Annotated in this window: 12 protein-coding genes and 2 pseudogenes; 3 read left to right on the top strand and 11 right to left on the bottom strand. The window is 69.0% G+C overall.

Annotated elements, in window-relative coordinates:
* Positions 1 to 33 precede the first annotated feature (33 nt).
* Entirely contained in the window at positions 34 to 1,470 is a 1,437-nt protein-coding gene (locus CSEG_RS17860) for a sugar porter family MFS transporter (protein WP_013080633.1), read from the bottom strand.
* 460 nt (positions 1,471 to 1,930) lie between these two features.
* Here CSEG_RS17860 and CSEG_RS23425 point away from each other — a divergent pair.
* Positions 1,931 to 2,110: pseudogene (locus CSEG_RS23425) on the top strand (TonB-dependent receptor plug domain-containing protein); the annotation flags it as partial.
* Positions 2,111 to 2,180: 70 nt separating this feature from the next.
* A complete protein-coding gene (locus tag CSEG_RS17855; protein WP_244264911.1) occupies positions 2,181 to 3,953 on the top strand; it encodes an outer membrane beta-barrel family protein in 1,773 nt (590 codons plus the stop codon).
* Between the two features lie 12 nt (positions 3,954 to 3,965).
* Here CSEG_RS17855 and yghU read toward each other — a convergent pair whose 3' ends face one another.
* From yghU to CSEG_RS17815, 8 genes and pseudogenes are all read right to left on the bottom strand, one after another.
* The gene (gene yghU / locus CSEG_RS17850) at positions 3,966 to 4,835 is read right to left on the bottom strand and encodes a glutathione-dependent disulfide-bond oxidoreductase (RefSeq protein ID WP_013080632.1); all 870 of its coding nucleotides are present in this window, start codon (positions 4,833 to 4,835) and stop codon (positions 3,966 to 3,968) included.
* 112 nt (positions 4,836 to 4,947) lie between these two features.
* Positions 4,948 to 5,826, bottom strand: a complete 879-nt coding sequence (locus CSEG_RS22130; protein ID WP_013080631.1) for a GNAT family N-acetyltransferase — start codon at positions 5,824 to 5,826, stop codon at positions 4,948 to 4,950.
* A gap of 107 nt (positions 5,827 to 5,933) precedes the next feature.
* On the bottom strand, positions 5,934 to 7,709 hold the full coding sequence (gene xylD / locus CSEG_RS17840; protein WP_013080630.1) for a xylonate dehydratase XylD: 1,776 nt from the start codon (positions 7,707 to 7,709) through the stop codon (positions 5,934 to 5,936).
* Positions 7,702 to 8,571: a D-xylonolactone lactonase gene (gene xylC, locus CSEG_RS17835; protein ID WP_013080629.1), complete on the bottom strand. Its 870-nt coding sequence runs from the start codon at positions 8,569 to 8,571 to the stop codon at positions 7,702 to 7,704. The genes xylD and xylC overlap by 8 nt, the downstream gene beginning before the upstream one ends.
* Before the next feature lie 128 nt (positions 8,572 to 8,699).
* Complete coding sequence (gene xylB, locus CSEG_RS17830) at positions 8,700 to 9,449, bottom strand: D-xylose 1-dehydrogenase (protein ID WP_013080628.1); 750 nt, start codon at positions 9,447 to 9,449, stop codon at positions 8,700 to 8,702.
* Between the two features lie 5 nt (positions 9,450 to 9,454).
* Positions 9,455 to 10,893, bottom strand: a pseudogene (locus CSEG_RS17825) (aldehyde dehydrogenase family protein).
* Positions 10,894 to 10,909: 16 nt separating this feature from the next.
* The gene (locus CSEG_RS17820) at positions 10,910 to 12,064 is read right to left on the bottom strand and encodes a fumarylacetoacetate hydrolase family protein (RefSeq protein ID WP_013080627.1); all 1,155 of its coding nucleotides are present in this window, start codon (positions 12,062 to 12,064) and stop codon (positions 10,910 to 10,912) included.
* 147 nt (positions 12,065 to 12,211) lie between these two features.
* Positions 12,212 to 13,267, bottom strand: a complete 1,056-nt coding sequence (locus tag CSEG_RS17815; RefSeq protein ID WP_013080626.1) for a LacI family DNA-binding transcriptional regulator — start codon at positions 13,265 to 13,267, stop codon at positions 12,212 to 12,214.
* Positions 13,268 to 13,379: 112 nt separating this feature from the next.
* Between CSEG_RS17815 and mobA the strand changes: the two genes are divergently transcribed.
* On the top strand, positions 13,380 to 13,892 hold the full coding sequence (gene mobA, locus CSEG_RS17810; protein WP_013080625.1) for a molybdenum cofactor guanylyltransferase: 513 nt from the start codon (positions 13,380 to 13,382) through the stop codon (positions 13,890 to 13,892).
* A 129-nt stretch (positions 13,893 to 14,021) separates the two neighbouring features.
* Here the strand turns inward: mobA and CSEG_RS17805 are convergent, their stop codons facing one another.
* Together CSEG_RS17805 and CSEG_RS17800 are read right to left on the bottom strand one after the other, a co-directional pair.
* Positions 14,022 to 15,524, bottom strand: a complete 1,503-nt coding sequence (locus CSEG_RS17805; RefSeq protein WP_013080624.1) for a sulfite reductase subunit alpha — start codon at positions 15,522 to 15,524, stop codon at positions 14,022 to 14,024.
* Positions 15,524 to 16,468: an FAD:protein FMN transferase gene (locus CSEG_RS17800; RefSeq protein WP_167535163.1), complete on the bottom strand. Its 945-nt coding sequence runs from the start codon at positions 16,466 to 16,468 to the stop codon at positions 15,524 to 15,526. The genes CSEG_RS17805 and CSEG_RS17800 overlap by 1 nt, the downstream gene beginning before the upstream one ends.
* Positions 16,469 to 16,608: the final 140 nt, after the last annotated feature.

The raw sequence follows: 16,608 nt of genomic DNA, 5'->3' as shown, positions 1-16,608 counted from the left end.
CGACACCTCCCCCGCTAGGGGGAGGATTGTCGGTTACCCCTCCATGGCCTCCAGTTCCTTGCCACGGGTCTCGTGAATCAGCTTCTGAACCAGGAAGAACGAGACCACGGCGCTCGCGGCGTAGAAGCCGTAGGTGGCCGCCAGGCTGAGCTTGGCCATGGCCGGGAAGCTGAACGAGATGGCGAAGTTGGCCATCCACTGGGCGAAGCCGGCGACGGCCAGGGCCGAGCCGCGCATCTGGTTCGGGAACATCTCGCCCAGCATCACCCACATGACCGGACCCCAGGAGAGGTTGAAGAAGATCACGTAGAGGTTGGCGGCGACCAGGGCGATCGGGCCGACATTACCGTCCAGGTGCAGGGCGCCGTTGACCGTGGTGGCGGTCGAGAAGCACCAGGTCAGGACGCCCAGGGTCACGGCCATGCCGGCCGAGCCGATCAGCAGCAGCGGCTTGCGGCCGATCTTGTCGATCAGGGCGATGGCGGCCAGGCAGGCCACGATCGACAGCGCGCCCGAGAGGATGTTGATCTTCAGGCTGTCGTCCTCGGTGAAGCCCACCGACTGCCACAGCACCGAGCCGTAGTAGAAGACGATGTTGATGCCGACCAGTTGCTGGAAGACCGCCAGGATCAGGCCGGCCCAGAGGATCGGACGAATCTTCTTGCTGACCGGGTCGAGCAGGTCGGAGAACTTCGGCTTGTGGTCGGCGCTCAGCGAGGCGCGGATCTCGGCGACCTTGGCCGCCCCGGCGCCCGCGCCGAACAGACGCGACAGGATCGCTTCGGCCTTGGCGTCCTGGCCCTTGGCGACGAGGTAGCGGGGGCTTTCCGGAATGCCCAGCAGGCACAGGAAGAAGACGCCGGCCGGGATGACCTGCATCCAGAACATCCAGCGCCAGGCGGGCAGGCCCAGCCAGAACTCGGCGGTCGAGCTGCCGGCGGTGTGGGCCAGCGCGTAGTTGGCCACGAACGCGCCGGTCAGGCCGGTGATGATCATGATCTGCTGCACGGACGACAGGCGGCCGCGGATGTTCGCCGGCGTGACTTCCGAGATGTAGACGGGGCACAGCACGCTGGCCGCGCCGACGCCGAGGCCGCCGATCAGGCGGAAGATGACGAAGATGGTCGAGGTGTGCGCCGCCCCGGTGCCCAGGGCGCTGATGATGAACAGCACGGCCGAGATGATCATCACGGTGCGGCGGCCCCAGACGTCGGCCAGGCGGCCGGCGGCGAAGGCGCCGATGGCGCAGCCGATCAGGATGGCGGCCACGTTCAGGCCGGTGCCGAACTCGGTGAGATTGAAGGCGCTGTTCAGGCCTTCTTGCGTGCCGTTGATGACGCCGCTGTCGTAGCCGAACATGAAGCCGCCGATCGTGGCGACCGCGACGATCGCGGCGACGAAGGCCATGTTCACCTTCGTCCCGTCAGCGCTCATGCCCGCGCTGGGGCCGGCGTTGGATACACTTGCCACAGGTTTCCTCCCATTGGGCCTTCTCCGGCCCGTTGACGCCCCTACGACCCCTTAAGGGGCCTCTGGTTGGCGCGACCTTAGTGTTACCGGTATCAGCGCGCAAGCGCAGGTTCTGGCGACCATTTACTCGCGCGTGGGACTCACCTCCGACCCCATCGATAGCAGCCGAGCGAACATTGCGGAAAAGACATTTGTTCTCGTCGCAAAACACGGGTTTAAGAGCAGGGTACAGAATTTTACACATGTACATTTTGTAATCTTCGCGCGGCGACTGGCTGATCGCGCGCCGCCCGTGGCCCTGGGGGATGTCTTGCATCTGAAGTACGCTTTGCTGGCGGCGGTCGCCGCGCTGTCTCCCTCCCTGGCTCTGGCCCAGACCGCGCCAGCCGCGCCCAAGGCGCCGGCGAAAGACGCGCCGACGGCCGTCGAAGGGGTGACGATCACCTCCGACTCGACGGCGATGCGCAGCTCGATCGATCGCCGCAGCTACAGCGTCACCAATGACCTGTCGGCCAAGACGGGCTCGATCGCCGACGCGCTGCGCAACATCCCCTCGGTCGAGGTGGACGTGCAGGGCAATGTCAGCCTGCGCGGCGACGCCAACGTCACCATCATGATCGACGGCAAGCCCAGCAGCCAGTTCACCGGCGAGGGCAAGGGCGACGCGCTGCAATCCATGCCGGCCGACCAGATCGACCGCGGTCGAGGTGATGACCAATCCCTCGGCCGCCTATCGCCCCGACGGCTCGGCCGGGATCATCAATCTGATCACCAAGAAGACCCAGAAGCCCGGGACGAACGGCACGGTCCGGCTCAACGTCGATACGACCGGCCGCCACAATGGCGGGATCAGCGCCACGCGCCGGACCGGCAAGCTGACCCTGACCGGCGACGCCAGCTATCGCCACGACGTGCAGGAGGCGCGCCAGCTGATCGAACGGTCGGTGCGGCAAACCGGTGGAGGCTACGCCTCCAGCACGCAGGACGCCGACGTCGAGAACGAAGGCGGCATGACCAACCTGCGGGGCGCGGTCGATTATGACCTGGACAAGAACAACCGCCTGAGCGGCGAGCTGCGTCTGCGCCGCATAGCGTTCGACACCGACAACCGCGAGACCTACGCCGCTTCGGACGCCGCCGGCGCGCCGACCCGGGCTTATGTCCGTGATCTGACGGGCGAGATCCAACGCGACAACGGCGCGGTCAGCGCCGACTGGCGCCGGCAGTTCAAGGGCGCCGACCACCTTCTGACGACTCACCTGGAATACGAGGTCACGGACTTCTCGCGCGAGGCTGACGCCTTCACGCGCAACAGCCCGGGCGTCGACCAGTACGAGCGCATCGGCATGGACGTCGATCAGAAGCGCGCCAACTTCAAGCTCGACTACAGCAAGCCGCTGCCCAAGGACGTCAAGCTGAAGACCGGCCTCGATTTCGAACTGGCTAGCAACGACTACGAAAACCGTGGGGCCGCGGGACCGACCGCTGGAGGGCTGGTGGTCGATCCGGCCCGCACGAACCTCTATCGTTACGATCAGGACGTCTACGCGGCGTATGTCACCTATGAGCGGCCGTTCGGCGATTTCACGGTTCAGGGGGGGCTGCGAGCCGAACAGGTCCAGATCGACGTCAACGACGTGACCCACGGCGCGACCGGGCAGAACGATTACTTCCGCGTCTACCCGACCCTGCACACGGGCTACACGCTCAGCCAGAGCCAAACCCTCAGCGCCAACTACAGCCGGCGGGTCCAACGTCCTGGCGCCCAGGATCTGCACCCGTATCGGGTCTACCTGGATCCGTTCAACTATCGCCAGGGCAATCCCAACCTGAAGCCGCAGATCACCGACTCCTATGAGCTGGGCTGGCAGTTCCGGAAGGGCCAGACCTATTATCTGGCCACCGCCTATTTCCGCGATACCCGCGACAGCGTCACCGACGTGGTCAGCGACCTGGGCGGCGGCGTGCTGCTGACCTCCCGAGCCAATCTCGGCAAGAGCCGCAGCGGCGGTCTGGAGCTGGTCGCCAACGGTCGCCTGACGCCCAAGCTGACCTATAACCTCAGCGGCAATCTGTTCTGGAACGAGATCGATGCGGCCAATCTCGGCTTCACGGGCGATCGTTCCGGCACGGCGTTGTCGGGCCGCGCGAACCTGAACTGGCAAGCCACGCCCAAGGACTTCTTCCAGCTGAACGCCTTCACTTCGGGCAAGCGTTTGACGCCTCAGGGCTATCGCGAGCCGTTCAAGATGCTGAACCTTGGCTACCGCCGTAAGGTCAACGAAAAGCTCTCGCTGGTCGTGACCGCCCAGGACGTGCTGGACAACTTCGCGGACGTGACCGTCGTCGACACCCCGGCCCTCCGCGACCGCACGCGCCGCACAGCCAACGTCCGTTCGGTGTTCTTCGGCTTCAGCTACGCCTTCGGCGGCGGCAAGTCCCGGCCCGAGCAGTTCGACTTCAGCGCCGGCGGGCCGGGGTAGGGGGCGTTACCCCTACTTCGCCTCCAGCTTGTCCTGGGTCTTGGTGTCGAAGTCGCTGGCGTCGTGCCGTTCGCGCAACTGGCTGGACGGCTCGCCGAAGGTGCGGTTGACCATCCGCCCGCGCCGCACCGCCGGCCGGGCGGCCAGGTCGTCGGCCCACCGGATGACGTTCTTGTAGTCCTGCACGGACAGGAACTCGCCGGCCTCGTACAGCAGGCCCTTGGCCAGGCCGCCGTACCAGGGCCAGATGGCCATGTCGGCGATGGTGTAGTCGTCGCCGGCGACGAACCGGCGCTCGGCCAGGTTACGGTCCAGCACATCCATCTGGCGCTTCACCTCCATGGCGTAGCGGTTGATGGGGTACTCCATCTTGTAGGGCGCATAGGCGTAGAAGTGGCCGAAGCCGCCGCCCAGGAACGGCGCGCTGCCCATCTGCCAGAACAGCCACGACAGGCACTCGGCCCGCGCCGCGGTCTCGGTGGGCAGGAAGGCGCCGAACTTTTCGGCCAGGTGAATAAGGATGGCGCCGGACTCGAAGATGCGGATCGGCTTGGATCCGCTGTGGTCGACCAGGGCCGGGATCTTGGAGTTCGGGTTGGCCTCGACGAAGCCGCTGCCGAACTGGTCGCCCTCGCCGATATTGATCAGCCAGGCGTCGTACTCGGCGCCGGCGTGGCCTAGGGCCAGCAGCTCCTCGAGCATGATCGTCACCTTCACACCGTTCGGCGTTCCCAGCGAATAGAGCTGCAGCGGATGCTTGCCGATCGGCAGCGGCTTGTCATGGGTGGCGCCCGCGATCGGGCGGTTGATGGACGCGAACCGGCCGCCGCTCTCCTTGTTCCAGGTCCAGACCTTGGGCGGGACATAGGTGGCGTCGGTCATGCGGATCTCCTGCGCTCGTGACCTGGCCAATGTGGCGGCTCGTGGTCGACGGCGCCAGAGAGCGGCGCGATTTGGTTGCGATGCGGAGAGGCGGCGACCCGGCGCGCGGAGGCTAGAGCGCGTCGATCGCCAAGCGCTTCTCGTAACGCCAGACCTCCAGCGGGAACGACCCTTCCGACGTCTCGGTCGGCACGGTTTCGACCCCCGCCCGGGTCCAGCCCGCCTTCTCGTAGAAGCGGGCGGCGCGCGTATTGCCGATGGCGCAGGCCAGCCAGGCCGTCGCGACGCCCGCTTCGGCGAGACGCATCTCGGCGTCGGCCATCAGCACGCCGGCCGCGCCCGTGCCGCGCGCCGCGCTCGCCAGATAGAACTGGTTCAGCTCATCGCCCTTGATCAGGTGGAACCCGAGCGGCGCGCCGACGGGGCCCAGCGCCCTCACCTGGGGCAGGGCCTTGGCCATGCGCTCTTCGAAACTCTCCGGCGTACGGAGCGCGACCAGGGCTTCGGGGACGATGCCGTTGTGCGCGTCGCTCCAGCCTTCTCGCCAAAGCCGGGCGAGCGGCGCCAGGTCTTCGGGCTCGGCGGCGCGGGTCGCCAGGTTCAGTCGCCGCGCGACCTCCTCGACCCCGGCTTCGACGTCGGCGTCCTGATACAGCGCCCCGGCTTCGCGCCAGAGGTCGGTGGCGGCTTGTCCCAGCGCTTCGCGCGCCAGGGCGGACAGTCGAAGCGCGTTGGCGAGGTCCAGATCAGTGGCGTCGGGGCTCGCGCGGTAGAGGGCGACGGCCTCGTCGGCGGCGGCCAGCGCCGGCTCGGCGCGTCCGGCCTCGCGGTCCAGATCGGAGACATGGCGCAGGGCGTGGGCGAGAGGAATGGCGGCGCCGACGGCGCGGGCCTTGTCGGCGGCCTTGGCGTAGAGGTCGCGGGCCTGGTCGCGATGGCCTGCGGCAATGGCCTGGCGCGCGGCGACGAAAAGCGGTTCGAAGTCTTGCAAGACAGGGCCCTCCCAGGGGCATCCTGGCGCGGTGGATGCGGCAAGGCCAGCACCCAGAACGAGGCCCCAAGAAGAAAGCCCCCGGATGGCTCCGGGGGCTTCTGTCTCTAGTGGTTGTGACGCGGCAGCTTCGAGGCCAGGTCCTGGTACTTGACGGCGAACTCCAGCACCCCGCCGCTCTCGAGCTGACCGGTGTGAGCGCGGTAGATCTCCTGCCAGGGCGTCATGGTCGCCGGGACGGCCGGGATGCCTTCCTTCTTGCGCTCCGCGATCGTCGCTTCGTCCACCAGCGCGTCGCAGCGGCCGGTGTTGATGTCGATGCGGATGGTGTCGCCGGTGCGCAGCCACGACAGGCCGCCGCCGATCGCGCTCTCGGGCGAGGCGTTCAGGATCGAGGGGCTGTCGGCGGTGCCCGACTGGCGGCCGTCGCCCAGCGTGGGCAGGCTCATGATGCCCTTCTTCAGCAGGTGATCCGGCGGCTGCATGTTGACGACCTCGGCCGAGCCGGGCCACCCGATCGGACCCGCGCCGCGGATCACCAGGATGCAGCGCTCGTCGATCTCCAGAGCCGGGTCGTTGATCCGCTTGTGGTAGTCGTCCGAGCCGTCGAACACGATGGCGCGAGCCTCGAAGACGCCTTCCTTGCCGGGCTCCGACAGGTAGCGCTTGCGGAACTCCTCGCCGATCACGCTGGACTTCATGATCGCGAAGTCGAACAGGTTGCCCTTCAGCACCAGGAAGCCGGCCTTCTCGGCCAGGGGCTGGTGGTAGGGGAAGATCACTTCGCGGTCGCTGGTCTCGCGGCCCTGCAGGTTCTCGCCCATGGTCTTGCCGGTGACGGTCAGGACGTCGCCGTGCAGACGGCCTTGCTGGAGAAGCTCCCATAGCACCGCCGGCGCGCCGCCGGCTCGGTGGAAGCGCTCGCCCAGATACTTGCCGGCCGGCTGCATGTTGACGATCAGCGGGATGTCGTAGGCCGCGCGCCAGTCGTCAGCGGTGATCTCGACGCCGGCGTGACGGGCCATGGCCACGATGTGCGGCTGGGCGTTGGTCGAGCCGCCGGCCGCCGCCACCAGGGCGATGGCGTTCTGGAAGGCCTTCTTCGTGAGAATGTCGAGCGGTTTGACGTCCTCATAGGCCAGGTCGACGATCCGCTGACCGGTCTTGTAGGCCATCTGGCCGCGCTCGCGGTACGGGGCGGGGATCGCCGCGCAGCCGGTCAGCGACAGGCCCAGCGCCTCGGCCACGGCGTTCATGGTCGAGGCCGTGCCCATGGTGTTGCAGTGGCCGGCCGACGGCGCCGACGAGGCGGCGCGGTCGATGAACTCTTCTTCCGTGATCTCGCCGGCGGCCAGCTTGCGGCGCGAGCGCCAGATGACCGTGCCCGAGCCGACCAGCTCGCCCTCGTGCCAGCCGTCCAGCATCGGGCCGCCCGACAGGACGATGGCCGGGATGTTGACCGTGGTGGCGGCCATGATCCCCGCCGGCGTGGTCTTGTCGCAGCCGGTGGTCAGGACGACGGCGTCGATCGGGTAGCCGTGCAGGGTCTCGACGAGGCCGAGATAGGAGAGGTTCCGGTCCAGCGCCGCCGTCGGGCGACGGCAGTTCTCGAAGATCGGGTGGACCGGAAACTCCATGGGAATGCCCCCGGCGTCGCGGATCCCGTCCCGAATCCGCGTCACCAGGTCGAGGTGGATGCGGTTGCAGGGCGAGATGTCGCTGCCGGTCTGGGCGATGCCGATGATCGGCTTGCCGCTTCGCAGCTCCTCCGGCGTGATCCCGTAGTTCATGAAGCGCTCCAGATAGAGCGCGGTCATGTCGATGTGGTCGGGGTTATCGAACCAATCGCGAGACCGGAACCGGCGGGGCGTGCGTTCAGACAAGGCGAACCTCGTGTTGGGGCTGGCCCGCGATATTGACCCCGATGGCGAACAGGCCGCCGGCCAGCGGATACTGGGCCAGGGTTTCGTCGCTGAGGCCCTTGCGGGCTGTGGTGAGGAAGAGGGTCTTCAGGTCCGGTCCGCCGAAGCAGACCTTGGTGACGTTGGGCGCGGGAACCTCGATGCGGCCGACGATCTCGCCCGCCGGCGAGACGCGGATGACGCCGAAGCCGCCCCACAGGGCGATCCACAGGCAGCCTTCGGAATCGACGACCGTGCCGTCCGGATAGATGTCGTCACCCAGCTTGACGTGCACGAAGGCGCGCTTGTTCGACAGCGTCCCGTCCTCGGCCAGGTCATAGGCCCAGACGGTCTTTTCCAGGGTGTCGGTGTGGTAGAAGGTCTTGCCGTCCGGCGAGACGCACGGGCCGTTGGTGATGCAGATGTCCTTGTCCATCCGCGCCACGCCCTCGGCGTCCATGCGGTAGAGCGAACCGCTCTTGGCCTCTTCGCCATCGTGCATGGTGCCGAACCACAGGCGGCCATTGGCGTCGACGGTGGCGTCATTCGGACGGTTGTCGAGCGCGCTGTCCTCCACCTCGATCAGCAGGCGAAAGCCGGTGATGGGATGGAAACGGTGAATGCCGGTCTTGAGGCCGACGACAAAGCCGCCAGCGTCGGCGATCGGCGCCAGGAAGGTCACCTGGTCGGGCGCGTCGAAGCTGAAGTGCTCGCCGGTCGTCGGCTTGTAGTTATGAATCTTGCGCTGCTTGATATCGACGAACCACAGGGCGTCGCCATGCCAGATGGGGCCTTCGCCCAGCGTGGCCTTCAGATCCCAGACGCAGGTGACTTCAGCGGTCATATCAGCCTCTTCAGATCCCTCCCCCTCGATGGGGAGGGTAGGGTGGGGGTGATAGGACATCGGCGGCCGAACCGCCACATCACCCCCATCCCCAACCCTTCCCCCATCAAGGGGGAAGGGAGCAAGCCCTAGCGCCAGCCGGCGTCGATCCAGTACTCGTGACCGGTGCAGAGCGAGGCGTCGTCCGAGGCCAGGAACAGCACCAGCGAGGCGACGTGATCGGGCAGGATGCGGCCCTTCAGGCACTGGGCCTTGACGATCTCGGCCTCGCCTTCCGGCGTGTACCACTTCTCCTGGCGCTTGGTCTTGACGTTGCCCGGCACCACGCAGGTGACGCGGATGTCGTCGGGGCCCAGCTCGCGGGCCAGGGCTCGGGTCATGCCCTCGATGCCGGCCTTGGCGGTTTCGTAGAGGACGAGGTCCTCCAGGCCGAGGTGCCAGCTGATCGAGCCGAAGTTGATGATCGCGCCGCCGCCGCGCTTCTTCATGCCGCCGGCCACGGCCTGGGCCGCGAACACCATGTGGCGCAGGTTCACGCCGATGCGGTTGTCCCAATAGGCGGGCGTCAGGTCGGCCAGGCTGTGACGGTCGTCGTTGCCGGCGTTGTTGACCAGCACGTCGACGTCGCCGATCTCGGCGAAGGTCGCCTTCAGCGCGTCGATGTCCATCAGGTCGCAGCGCTTGTAGACGGGCGCGATGACCGCGTCCTTCGACAGCTCGGCGACCAGGGCCTGCGAGTCCGCGTCGACGATGTCGAGGAAGATCACCTCGGCGCCCTGGCGAACGAAGCCGGCGACGAGGCCGGCGCCGATGCCCGAACCGCCGCCGGTGATGACGACCCGCTTGCCCTTCAGGCTGGGATAGATGGCTGAGGACATGCTGCTTACGACCACGAGTAGGAGGTTTTTGTCTGGGTGAAGAACTCGACCGCGGCGAAGCCCTGTTCGCGGGCGCCGTACGAGCTGCTCTTGGTGCCGCCGAACGGCACGTGATAGTCGACGCCGGCGGTGGCCAGGTTGACCATGGTCATGCCGGCCTTGGCGTGACGCTGGAAGTGACGGGCGTACTTCAGCGAGGTCGTGGCGATGCCGGCCGACAGGCCGAACTCGACGCCGTTGGCGATCTCCAGGGCCTCCTCGTACGACTTGACCCGGATGGTCGAGGCGACGGGGCCGAAGACCTCCTCGTTGTTGATCCGCATGCCGGCTTGCGTGTCGGCGATCAGGGTCGGCTGCACGTACCAGCCCGGATTGTCGAGCTTCAGGCGATCGCCGCCGGTGACCAGGCGGCCGCCTTCCCCGCGCGCGATGTCGATGTACTTGTAGCTCGTCTCCATCTGGTCTTCGGAGACGGCCGGGCCGATCTGGGTGTTGGGGTCCAGGGCGTCGCCGACGCGCAGCGCGGCGACCTTCTCGGCCAGCAGGGCCACGAACTTGTCGTGGATGCCGTCCTGGACGATCAGGCGCGAGCTGGCGGTGCAGCGCTGGCCGGTGGCGTAGAACGAGCCGTCCAGGGCGATGGCGACGGCGCGCTCCAGGTCGGCGTCGTCCAGGATGATCAGCGGGTTCTTGCCGCCCATCTCCAGCTGCACGCGGGCCTGGCGGGCCACGGCGGCGGCGGCGACTTGCGCGCCCACGCCTTGCGAGCCCGTGAACGAGATCCCGTCCACGTCCTTGTGCTTGATCAGGGCGTCGCCCATCGAGCCGCGACCGAACAGCATGTTGAAGACGCCGGCCGGGGCGCCGCATTCCTGCATGATGTCGGCGATGACGTTGGCGGTGGCCGGGGTCGGGCGCCGGCCGGCTTGATCACCACGGTGTTGCCGAAGGCCAGCGCCGGGGCGGCCTTCCACGCCGGGATGGCGATCGGGAAGTTCCAGGGCGTGATCAGGCCGTAGACGCCGACCGCCTGGCGGTAGGTCTGGACCTCGACGCCCGGACGGGTGCTCTCCAGGTTCTGCCCGTGGCGGCGCAACGCTTCACCAGCAAAGTACTTGAAGATGCGGCCGGCGCGGACGGTCTCGCCGACGCCTTCGGCGACCGTCTTGCCCTCTTCGCGGGCCAGCAGGCGGCCGATGTCGGCGCTGCGGGCGATGATGGTCGAGCCGACCTTGTCCAGGAGGTCTGAGCGGACTTCCGGCGAGGCTTCCGACCAGCTCGGGAACGCCTTCTTGGCCGCGTCGACGGCGGCGTCGACCTCGGCCTGGCCGCCCATCGGGACCTTGGCGACGACGTCGTTGGTGTTGGACGGGTTCAGGCTCTCGGCCGGGGCGTCGGCCGCGACGCGTTCGCCGCCGATGTAGTGGCGCAGGGTGTCGGTCATGCCGATGATCCTTCGATTAGAGCAGGCCGCGGCCGGCCAGGTTGCGGATCAGGGCCGAGATGCCGAACGTCCACGGCTTGGCCTTGTCGCAAGTGGTGACCTCGTTCTCGAGCACGCCCAGCTTCGGCGTCGACACGCGCACGCGGTCGCCGACCTTGTGGGTGAAGCCCTGGCCGGGGGTGTCGCGGTCCTGGATCGGGGCGAACATGGTGCCCAGGAACAGGGCGAAGCCGTCCGGATACTGGTGCTGCTTGCCATAGGCCTGGCCGGCCAGAACGGCGGGGTCGCGGCTGATCAGGCTCATGTTCGACTTGCCGTCGAGCACGAAGTTGTCGCGGCCGGTGATCTTCAACTCGACCTCGGCCGAGCGGACGTCGTCCAGGGCGAAGGTCTCGTCGAACAGGCGGAAGAACGGACCGATGGCGCACGAGGCGTTGTTGTCCTTGGCCTTGCTGAGCAGCAGGGCCGAGCGGCCTTCGAAGTCGCGCAGGTTGACGTCGTTGCCCAGCGAGGCGCCGCGGATCTGGCCCGCGCCGTCGCACAGCAGCACGACTTCCGGCTCGGGGTTGTTCCAGTGGCTGTCGTAGCGGACGCCGACATGGTCGCCCCAGCCCATCGAGGACAGGGTCGGACCCTTGGTGAAGATCTCGGCGTCGGGGCCGATGGCGACTTCCAGGTACTGCGACCAGAGACCGTCCTTGATCAGGGTCTGCTTCAGGCGCTCGGCGCCCTCCGAACCCGGGTTTACGCTACGCAGGTCGCCGCCCATGCTGGCCGACAGCTGCTCGCGGATCTTCAGGGCGGCGGCGGCGTCGCCGCGGGCGCGTTCCTCGATCACCCGCTCCAGGGTCGAGACGGCGAAGGTCACGCCGGCGGCCTTCAGGCATTGCAGGTCGACGGGGGCCAGCAGCTTGACCGGCGCGGCGCCGTCAGGGTCTTCCCAGACCGGGCGGATGTCGAGGGATTCCAGCGGGCCCTTGTCCTCGCCGCGCGGGATCGCCGCGCCGGGCCCAAAGGCGTTCATCAGGTCGGCGACGGTCGGCGCGACCTTCGACATGTCCTCGACGCGGCCGCCGCGCACCAGCACGGGCGTCGGGCCTTCGCCGAAGTCGATGCGGCCCAGCAGGGTCGCGTTTTTCCAATCATCCGGAAGGAATTCGCTTACGCCCACGGCGTCTTCTCCCCATTGCCGAGCGTCTGAAGGCGCCGAAACCGTCGGCGGCGCTCGTTGGTCGAAAGCTTGGTAGCGCTAACATGTAACGGCTGCAAGCACGTTGTCAGACCAATACCTGAATCCCTCTCCCCGGGGAGATAGACTTCAGTCGGTAACCGGCCCGCTGGAGTCGCGCACGATCAGCGTATGCGGATGCATCAGCTGGCGGGGCTCGCCGCCGCCGTCGCGATGACGGCGGATTTCCTCCAGCACCAAGTCCACCGCCGCGCGGGCCATGGCGGCGATCGGCTGGTGGACGGTGGTCAGAGGCGGCCAGATGTTGTCGGCGATCGAGGTGTCGTCGAAGCCGACGATCGAGACGTCACCCGGCACGTCGAGGCCCAGGCGATGAGCGACGCCCGCCGCCGCCGCGGCCATGTCGTCGTTGGCCGCGAAGATCGCCGTCGGGCGGGGCTCGGCGGCCAGCAGCCGTTCGGCCGCCTCCAGGCCCGAGCGATAGGTGAAATAGCCCTGCTCGACCCGGATGTTCTCTTGCGGGACGCCCGCAGCCTTCAGGGCCGACAGGAAGCCGTCCAGGCGCTGCTGGCTGACGGTCTGGTTCGGGTGGCCCTTGATGAAGCCGAAGCGCTTGTGGCCCAGGCCCAGCAGGTGCTGGGTCAGCTCGAGCGCGGCGGCCTCGTTGTCGATGCGGATCGTGGCCATGTCGGCGCTGGCCATGCCGGGCGCGACGGCCACGGCGGCGGCGCCGGCGGCCTTGACCTCGGCCAGGACCTGCGGGGACTCGCACAGCGGCGGCGGCAGGATCAGGCCGTCGACGCCGGTCTTCAGCAACCGGGCCAGCGTGGCGCCGGCCAGCTCGGGCTCGGCGCACTTCTCGATGACGATCTGCGAGCCCGTGCGGCTGCTCTCGTCCAGGGCGCCGACCAGGAATTCCGACAGGTAGCCGGTCGAGGGGTTGTCGTAGAGCAGGCCGATCCGGAACGGCGCGCTGCCGGCCAGGCTGCGGGCGGCGGGATTGGGGGCGTAGTTGAGCTCGGCGATGGCCTGTTCGACCAGGGCGCGGGTCTCTTCCTTGACGGTGCTCTCGCGGTTGATGACGCGCGAGACGGTCATCGGCGAAACGCCTGCCCGGGCGGCGACATCACGGATCGTGGCGCTCTGGGTCGTACGGCGACGCTGACGCTCGGTCGGTTGGCTCATTCTTGGTAATATCCCTATGCGCGCGGGACACTAGACCGGTTTGGGCGCAGCTTGGAAGACGGCGAAGGTCTAAGGTCTTCTCCTGCGTCGCCGCAGCGGATAGGCAAGTCGAATGACCTCCCTCGGTGCGATCATCCTGTGCGGCGGCGGCTCCCGGCGGATGGGACGCGACAAGGCGGTGCTGGACTGGGACGGCCGGCGGGCCGTGGACCGCGTGGCCGACTTGGCGCGGGCGGTCGGCGCGGGGGCGCTGGTCGCCGCCGGGGCCGATCTGGGCCTGCCCTGGGTTCCTGACGACGAGGCTGGCGCGGGGCCGGTCGGCGGCGTGCTGGCCGGGGCGAAGGCGCTCGGGACGGCGCGGCTGCTGGTGCTGGCGGTCGACGCGCCGACCGTGACGCCCGACGACCTGGCGCCGCTGCTGGCGAGCGGTGGCTTCTACGAGGGGCTGCCCGTGCCGATGGTGCTCGAGGCGGCCGCCTTGCCGGTCGACGCGGAGGCGGGCTGGCCCTTGCGGCGGCTCGTGGAGCGGGCTGGGCTCACGGCGCTGCCGCTTCCGGAAGGGGCGCTGGCGCGGCTGCGCGGGGCGAACACGCCGGAGGAGGTGGAGGCTTTATCGCGCCAGTGAGCGCCCCCTCCGTCTCGCCGCTTCGCGACGAGCCACCTCCCCCGTTTCACGGGTGAGGAGGGGAAAGTCCTCCTCCCACGCAAAGCGGGGGAGGTGGCGCGATGCGTAGCATCGTGACGCAGGGGGCGCTCAGTACACGTCCCTGCGATACCGACCCTCGTCCGTCAGCCGCTCGACGGCCTCGGCTCCGAGCATCTCGACGAGCGCCGCATGGACGTCGCGGGACATGCCTTCCAGCGAGCCGCAGACGTAGATCGCCGCGCCGTCCGCCACCCACTGCCGCAGCGTGTCCGCTGACGCGCGGAGACGATGCTGGACGTACAGCCGCTGGGGCTGGTCGCGAGAGAAGGCCAGGTCCAGGCGCTCTAGCGCGCCCGAGGCGGCCCAGCCCTCGATCTCCTCGCGCAGGAAGTAGTCATGGGCCGCGGTGCGTTCGCCGAACACCAGCCAGTTGCGGGTCGCGCCGGCGGCGGCGCGGGCCTTGAGGTGGGCGCGCAGGCCCGCCAGGCCCGTGCCGGAGCCGATCAGGATCATCGGCTTGGCGGGATCGGGCGCGTGGAAGCTGCGGTTGGTCCGGACGCGGGCGTCGATCGGTCCGCCGACCTCGGCGTGGCGGCACAGCCAGCCGGAGCCCAGGCCCGGGCGGCCCTCGGCGTCGGTCATCAGCCGCACGATCAGCTCGACGCCGCCGTCGGCGGGTAGGGAGGCGATCGAATATTCCCGGTGCGGCAGAGGTGTCAGGCGCTCGGCCAGCGCCGAGGGCGAGAGACCACGAAGCGCTTCGATGGCGGCGGGCTCATGGGGCAGGCGCAAGCCCGAGAGGATCTCGGCCGTTTCCGACGGCAGGCCCAGCGCCGCCACCTCGGCCGGCGCGTTGCGCGGGCCGATCTCCAGGATATCGCCGGCCTGCCAGGTCGCGCCGTCGGGCGGGGTCAGGCGCACGCGCCAGGCTTCGCCGCCCGGGCTTCTGGGGTTGAGCAGCTCTCGCTCGGCCAGGGTCCAGCGGCCATACGCGGGGCGGCTCCAGTCGGGCGCATCGGTGACGCCGGTCAGGACCGACAGCTTGCCTTGCCAGTGGCGCAGGGCGGCCGGATCGCCGTCGTCAACCTCGACGCGGTCGAACAGGGCTTGCGCGCCCGCATGGGCCAGCCAGGCGTCGAGCGTCCGGCCGAAGGCGCAGTAGTGGGCGTAGGACGTGTCGCCCAGCGCCAGGACGCCGTAGCGGAGGGCCGAGAGGTCATGGCCGTCCTTCATGACGTCGCGGATGAAGGCGCGAGCCGTGTCGGGCGCGTCGCCTTCGCCGGTGGTGCTGACGATGAACAGGGCGGGGCCGGAGAGGTCGGCGGCGGTGACGGCGGACAGCTCGCGCAGGGTCACCGGCGCGCCGGCTTCGGACAGCGCCTTGGCGGTGGCGCCCGCCAGTTCCTCGGCGAAACCGGTCTGGCTGGCGTAGGCGACCAGCACGGGCTCGCCTGCGCCTTGCGACAGCGTCTCGGCCTCGCGCACGACAGCGCGGCGGCGGAGGGCTTCACGCAGGGCGATCCCGCCACAGAACAGGGCGTAGACCCCGGCGACGGCGCCGGCGGCCAGCAGGCGGCGAACCTCGGGCGAAAAGGCGGACAGGTCGGGCATCAGTCCAGCATGGCCCGCAGGGCCGGCGACAGGCGCTCTTCCAGTCCGCCGGCCGCCGCGCGGCTGACGATCAGGGCGGCGAGGTCGTGCTTCGCCGCGAAGGCCAGCGCCGCGTCGGGCGCCATGACGGTCAAGGCCGTCGCCCAGGCGTCGGCGCTCATGCAGTCCTTCGCCAGCACCGTGACGCTGACGGTCGTGTGGGTGACGGGCGCGCCGGTGGAGGGGTCCAGGGTGTGGGCGTAGCGCCGGCCTTCGTGGTCGAAGAAGCGGCGGTAGTCGCCGGAGGTGGCGACGGCCAGATCATGCAGGGCGACGACGGTCTTTTCCGCGTCGTTGGCGCTCGGAGGCCGTTCCAGCTCGACCCACCAGGGCTGGCCGTCGGGCTTGGCGCCCGTCCCCCGCAGCTCGCCGCCGACCTCGATGAGGTAGCTCTTCACCCCTGCGCGATCCAGCGCGGCGGCCGCCTGATCGACGCCGAAGCCCTTGGCGACGCCGTTCAGATCCAGCTTCAGGCCGCCGGGCTGGAACAGGGCCTCGCCGTCCAGCGTCAGGCGCTTCCAGCCGCCGGTCTCGCGCAGAGCGGCGACGGCGTCGCGTTCGGGCGGCGCGCCGGAGAAGGGGCGGGGCCCGAAGCCCCACAGATCGGTCAGCGCGCCGAGGGTCGGGTCGAACGCGCCGGCGCTGGCCTCGGCGACTTCGATCGCGCGACGCAGGACGGTCAGGGTCGGCTCGGGAAGCCTGACCCAGCTCCCGGCCGGCGCGCGGTTGTAGCGGCAAAGGTCCGACAACGGTTCCCACGGGCTCATCTGGGCGACGACGGCGTCGAGCGCCCGCTGAACCATGGCCTCGAGGGCGGGAAGGTCGACGGTCGCCGGCAGCACCGCCTTGGCCGACCAGGTCGTGCCCATGGTCGCCCCGCCGAACGCGCGCACGGCGCCGCCCACCGGGCGGGCGGGGGGCGTGGTCAGGGCGGGGACGAGGACGCGGGGCATGGGGAAATCTCATCCTCCCCCGCGTGCGGGGGAGGGGGACCGCGAAGCGGTGGAGGGGGCGTCGACAGCGGGGTGCGCCCCCTCCGTCACGG

This window comes from Caulobacter segnis ATCC 21756 (assembly GCF_000092285.1).
Lineage (GTDB): Bacteria > Pseudomonadota > Alphaproteobacteria > Caulobacterales > Caulobacteraceae > Caulobacter > Caulobacter segnis.
Note: the sequence above shows the minus strand (reverse complement) of the source record. Positions and strands in the feature narration are given on the sequence as shown.

Excerpts from the sequence above, each read along its gene's own strand:
- CSEG_RS17855 (WP_244264911.1), top strand. The coding sequence starts at position 2,181 with ATGACCAATCCCTCGGCCGCCTATCGCCCCGACGGCTCGGCCGGGATC.
- yghU (WP_013080632.1), bottom strand. The coding sequence starts at position 4,835 with ATGACCGACGCCACCTATGTCCCGCCCAAGGTCTGGACCTGGAACAAG.
- xylC (WP_013080629.1), bottom strand. The coding sequence starts at position 8,571 with ATGACCGCTGAAGTCACCTGCGTCTGGGATCTGAAGGCCACGCTGGGC.
- xylB (WP_013080628.1), bottom strand. The coding sequence starts at position 9,449 with ATGTCCTCAGCCATCTATCCCAGCCTGAAGGGCAAGCGGGTCGTCATC.
- CSEG_RS17815 (WP_013080626.1), bottom strand. The coding sequence starts at position 13,267 with ATGAGCCAACCGACCGAGCGTCAGCGTCGCCGTACGACCCAGAGCGCC.
- mobA (WP_013080625.1), top strand. The coding sequence starts at position 13,380 with ATGACCTCCCTCGGTGCGATCATCCTGTGCGGCGGCGGCTCCCGGCGG.
- CSEG_RS17805 (WP_013080624.1), bottom strand. The coding sequence starts at position 15,524 with ATGCCCGACCTGTCCGCCTTTTCGCCCGAGGTTCGCCGCCTGCTGGCC.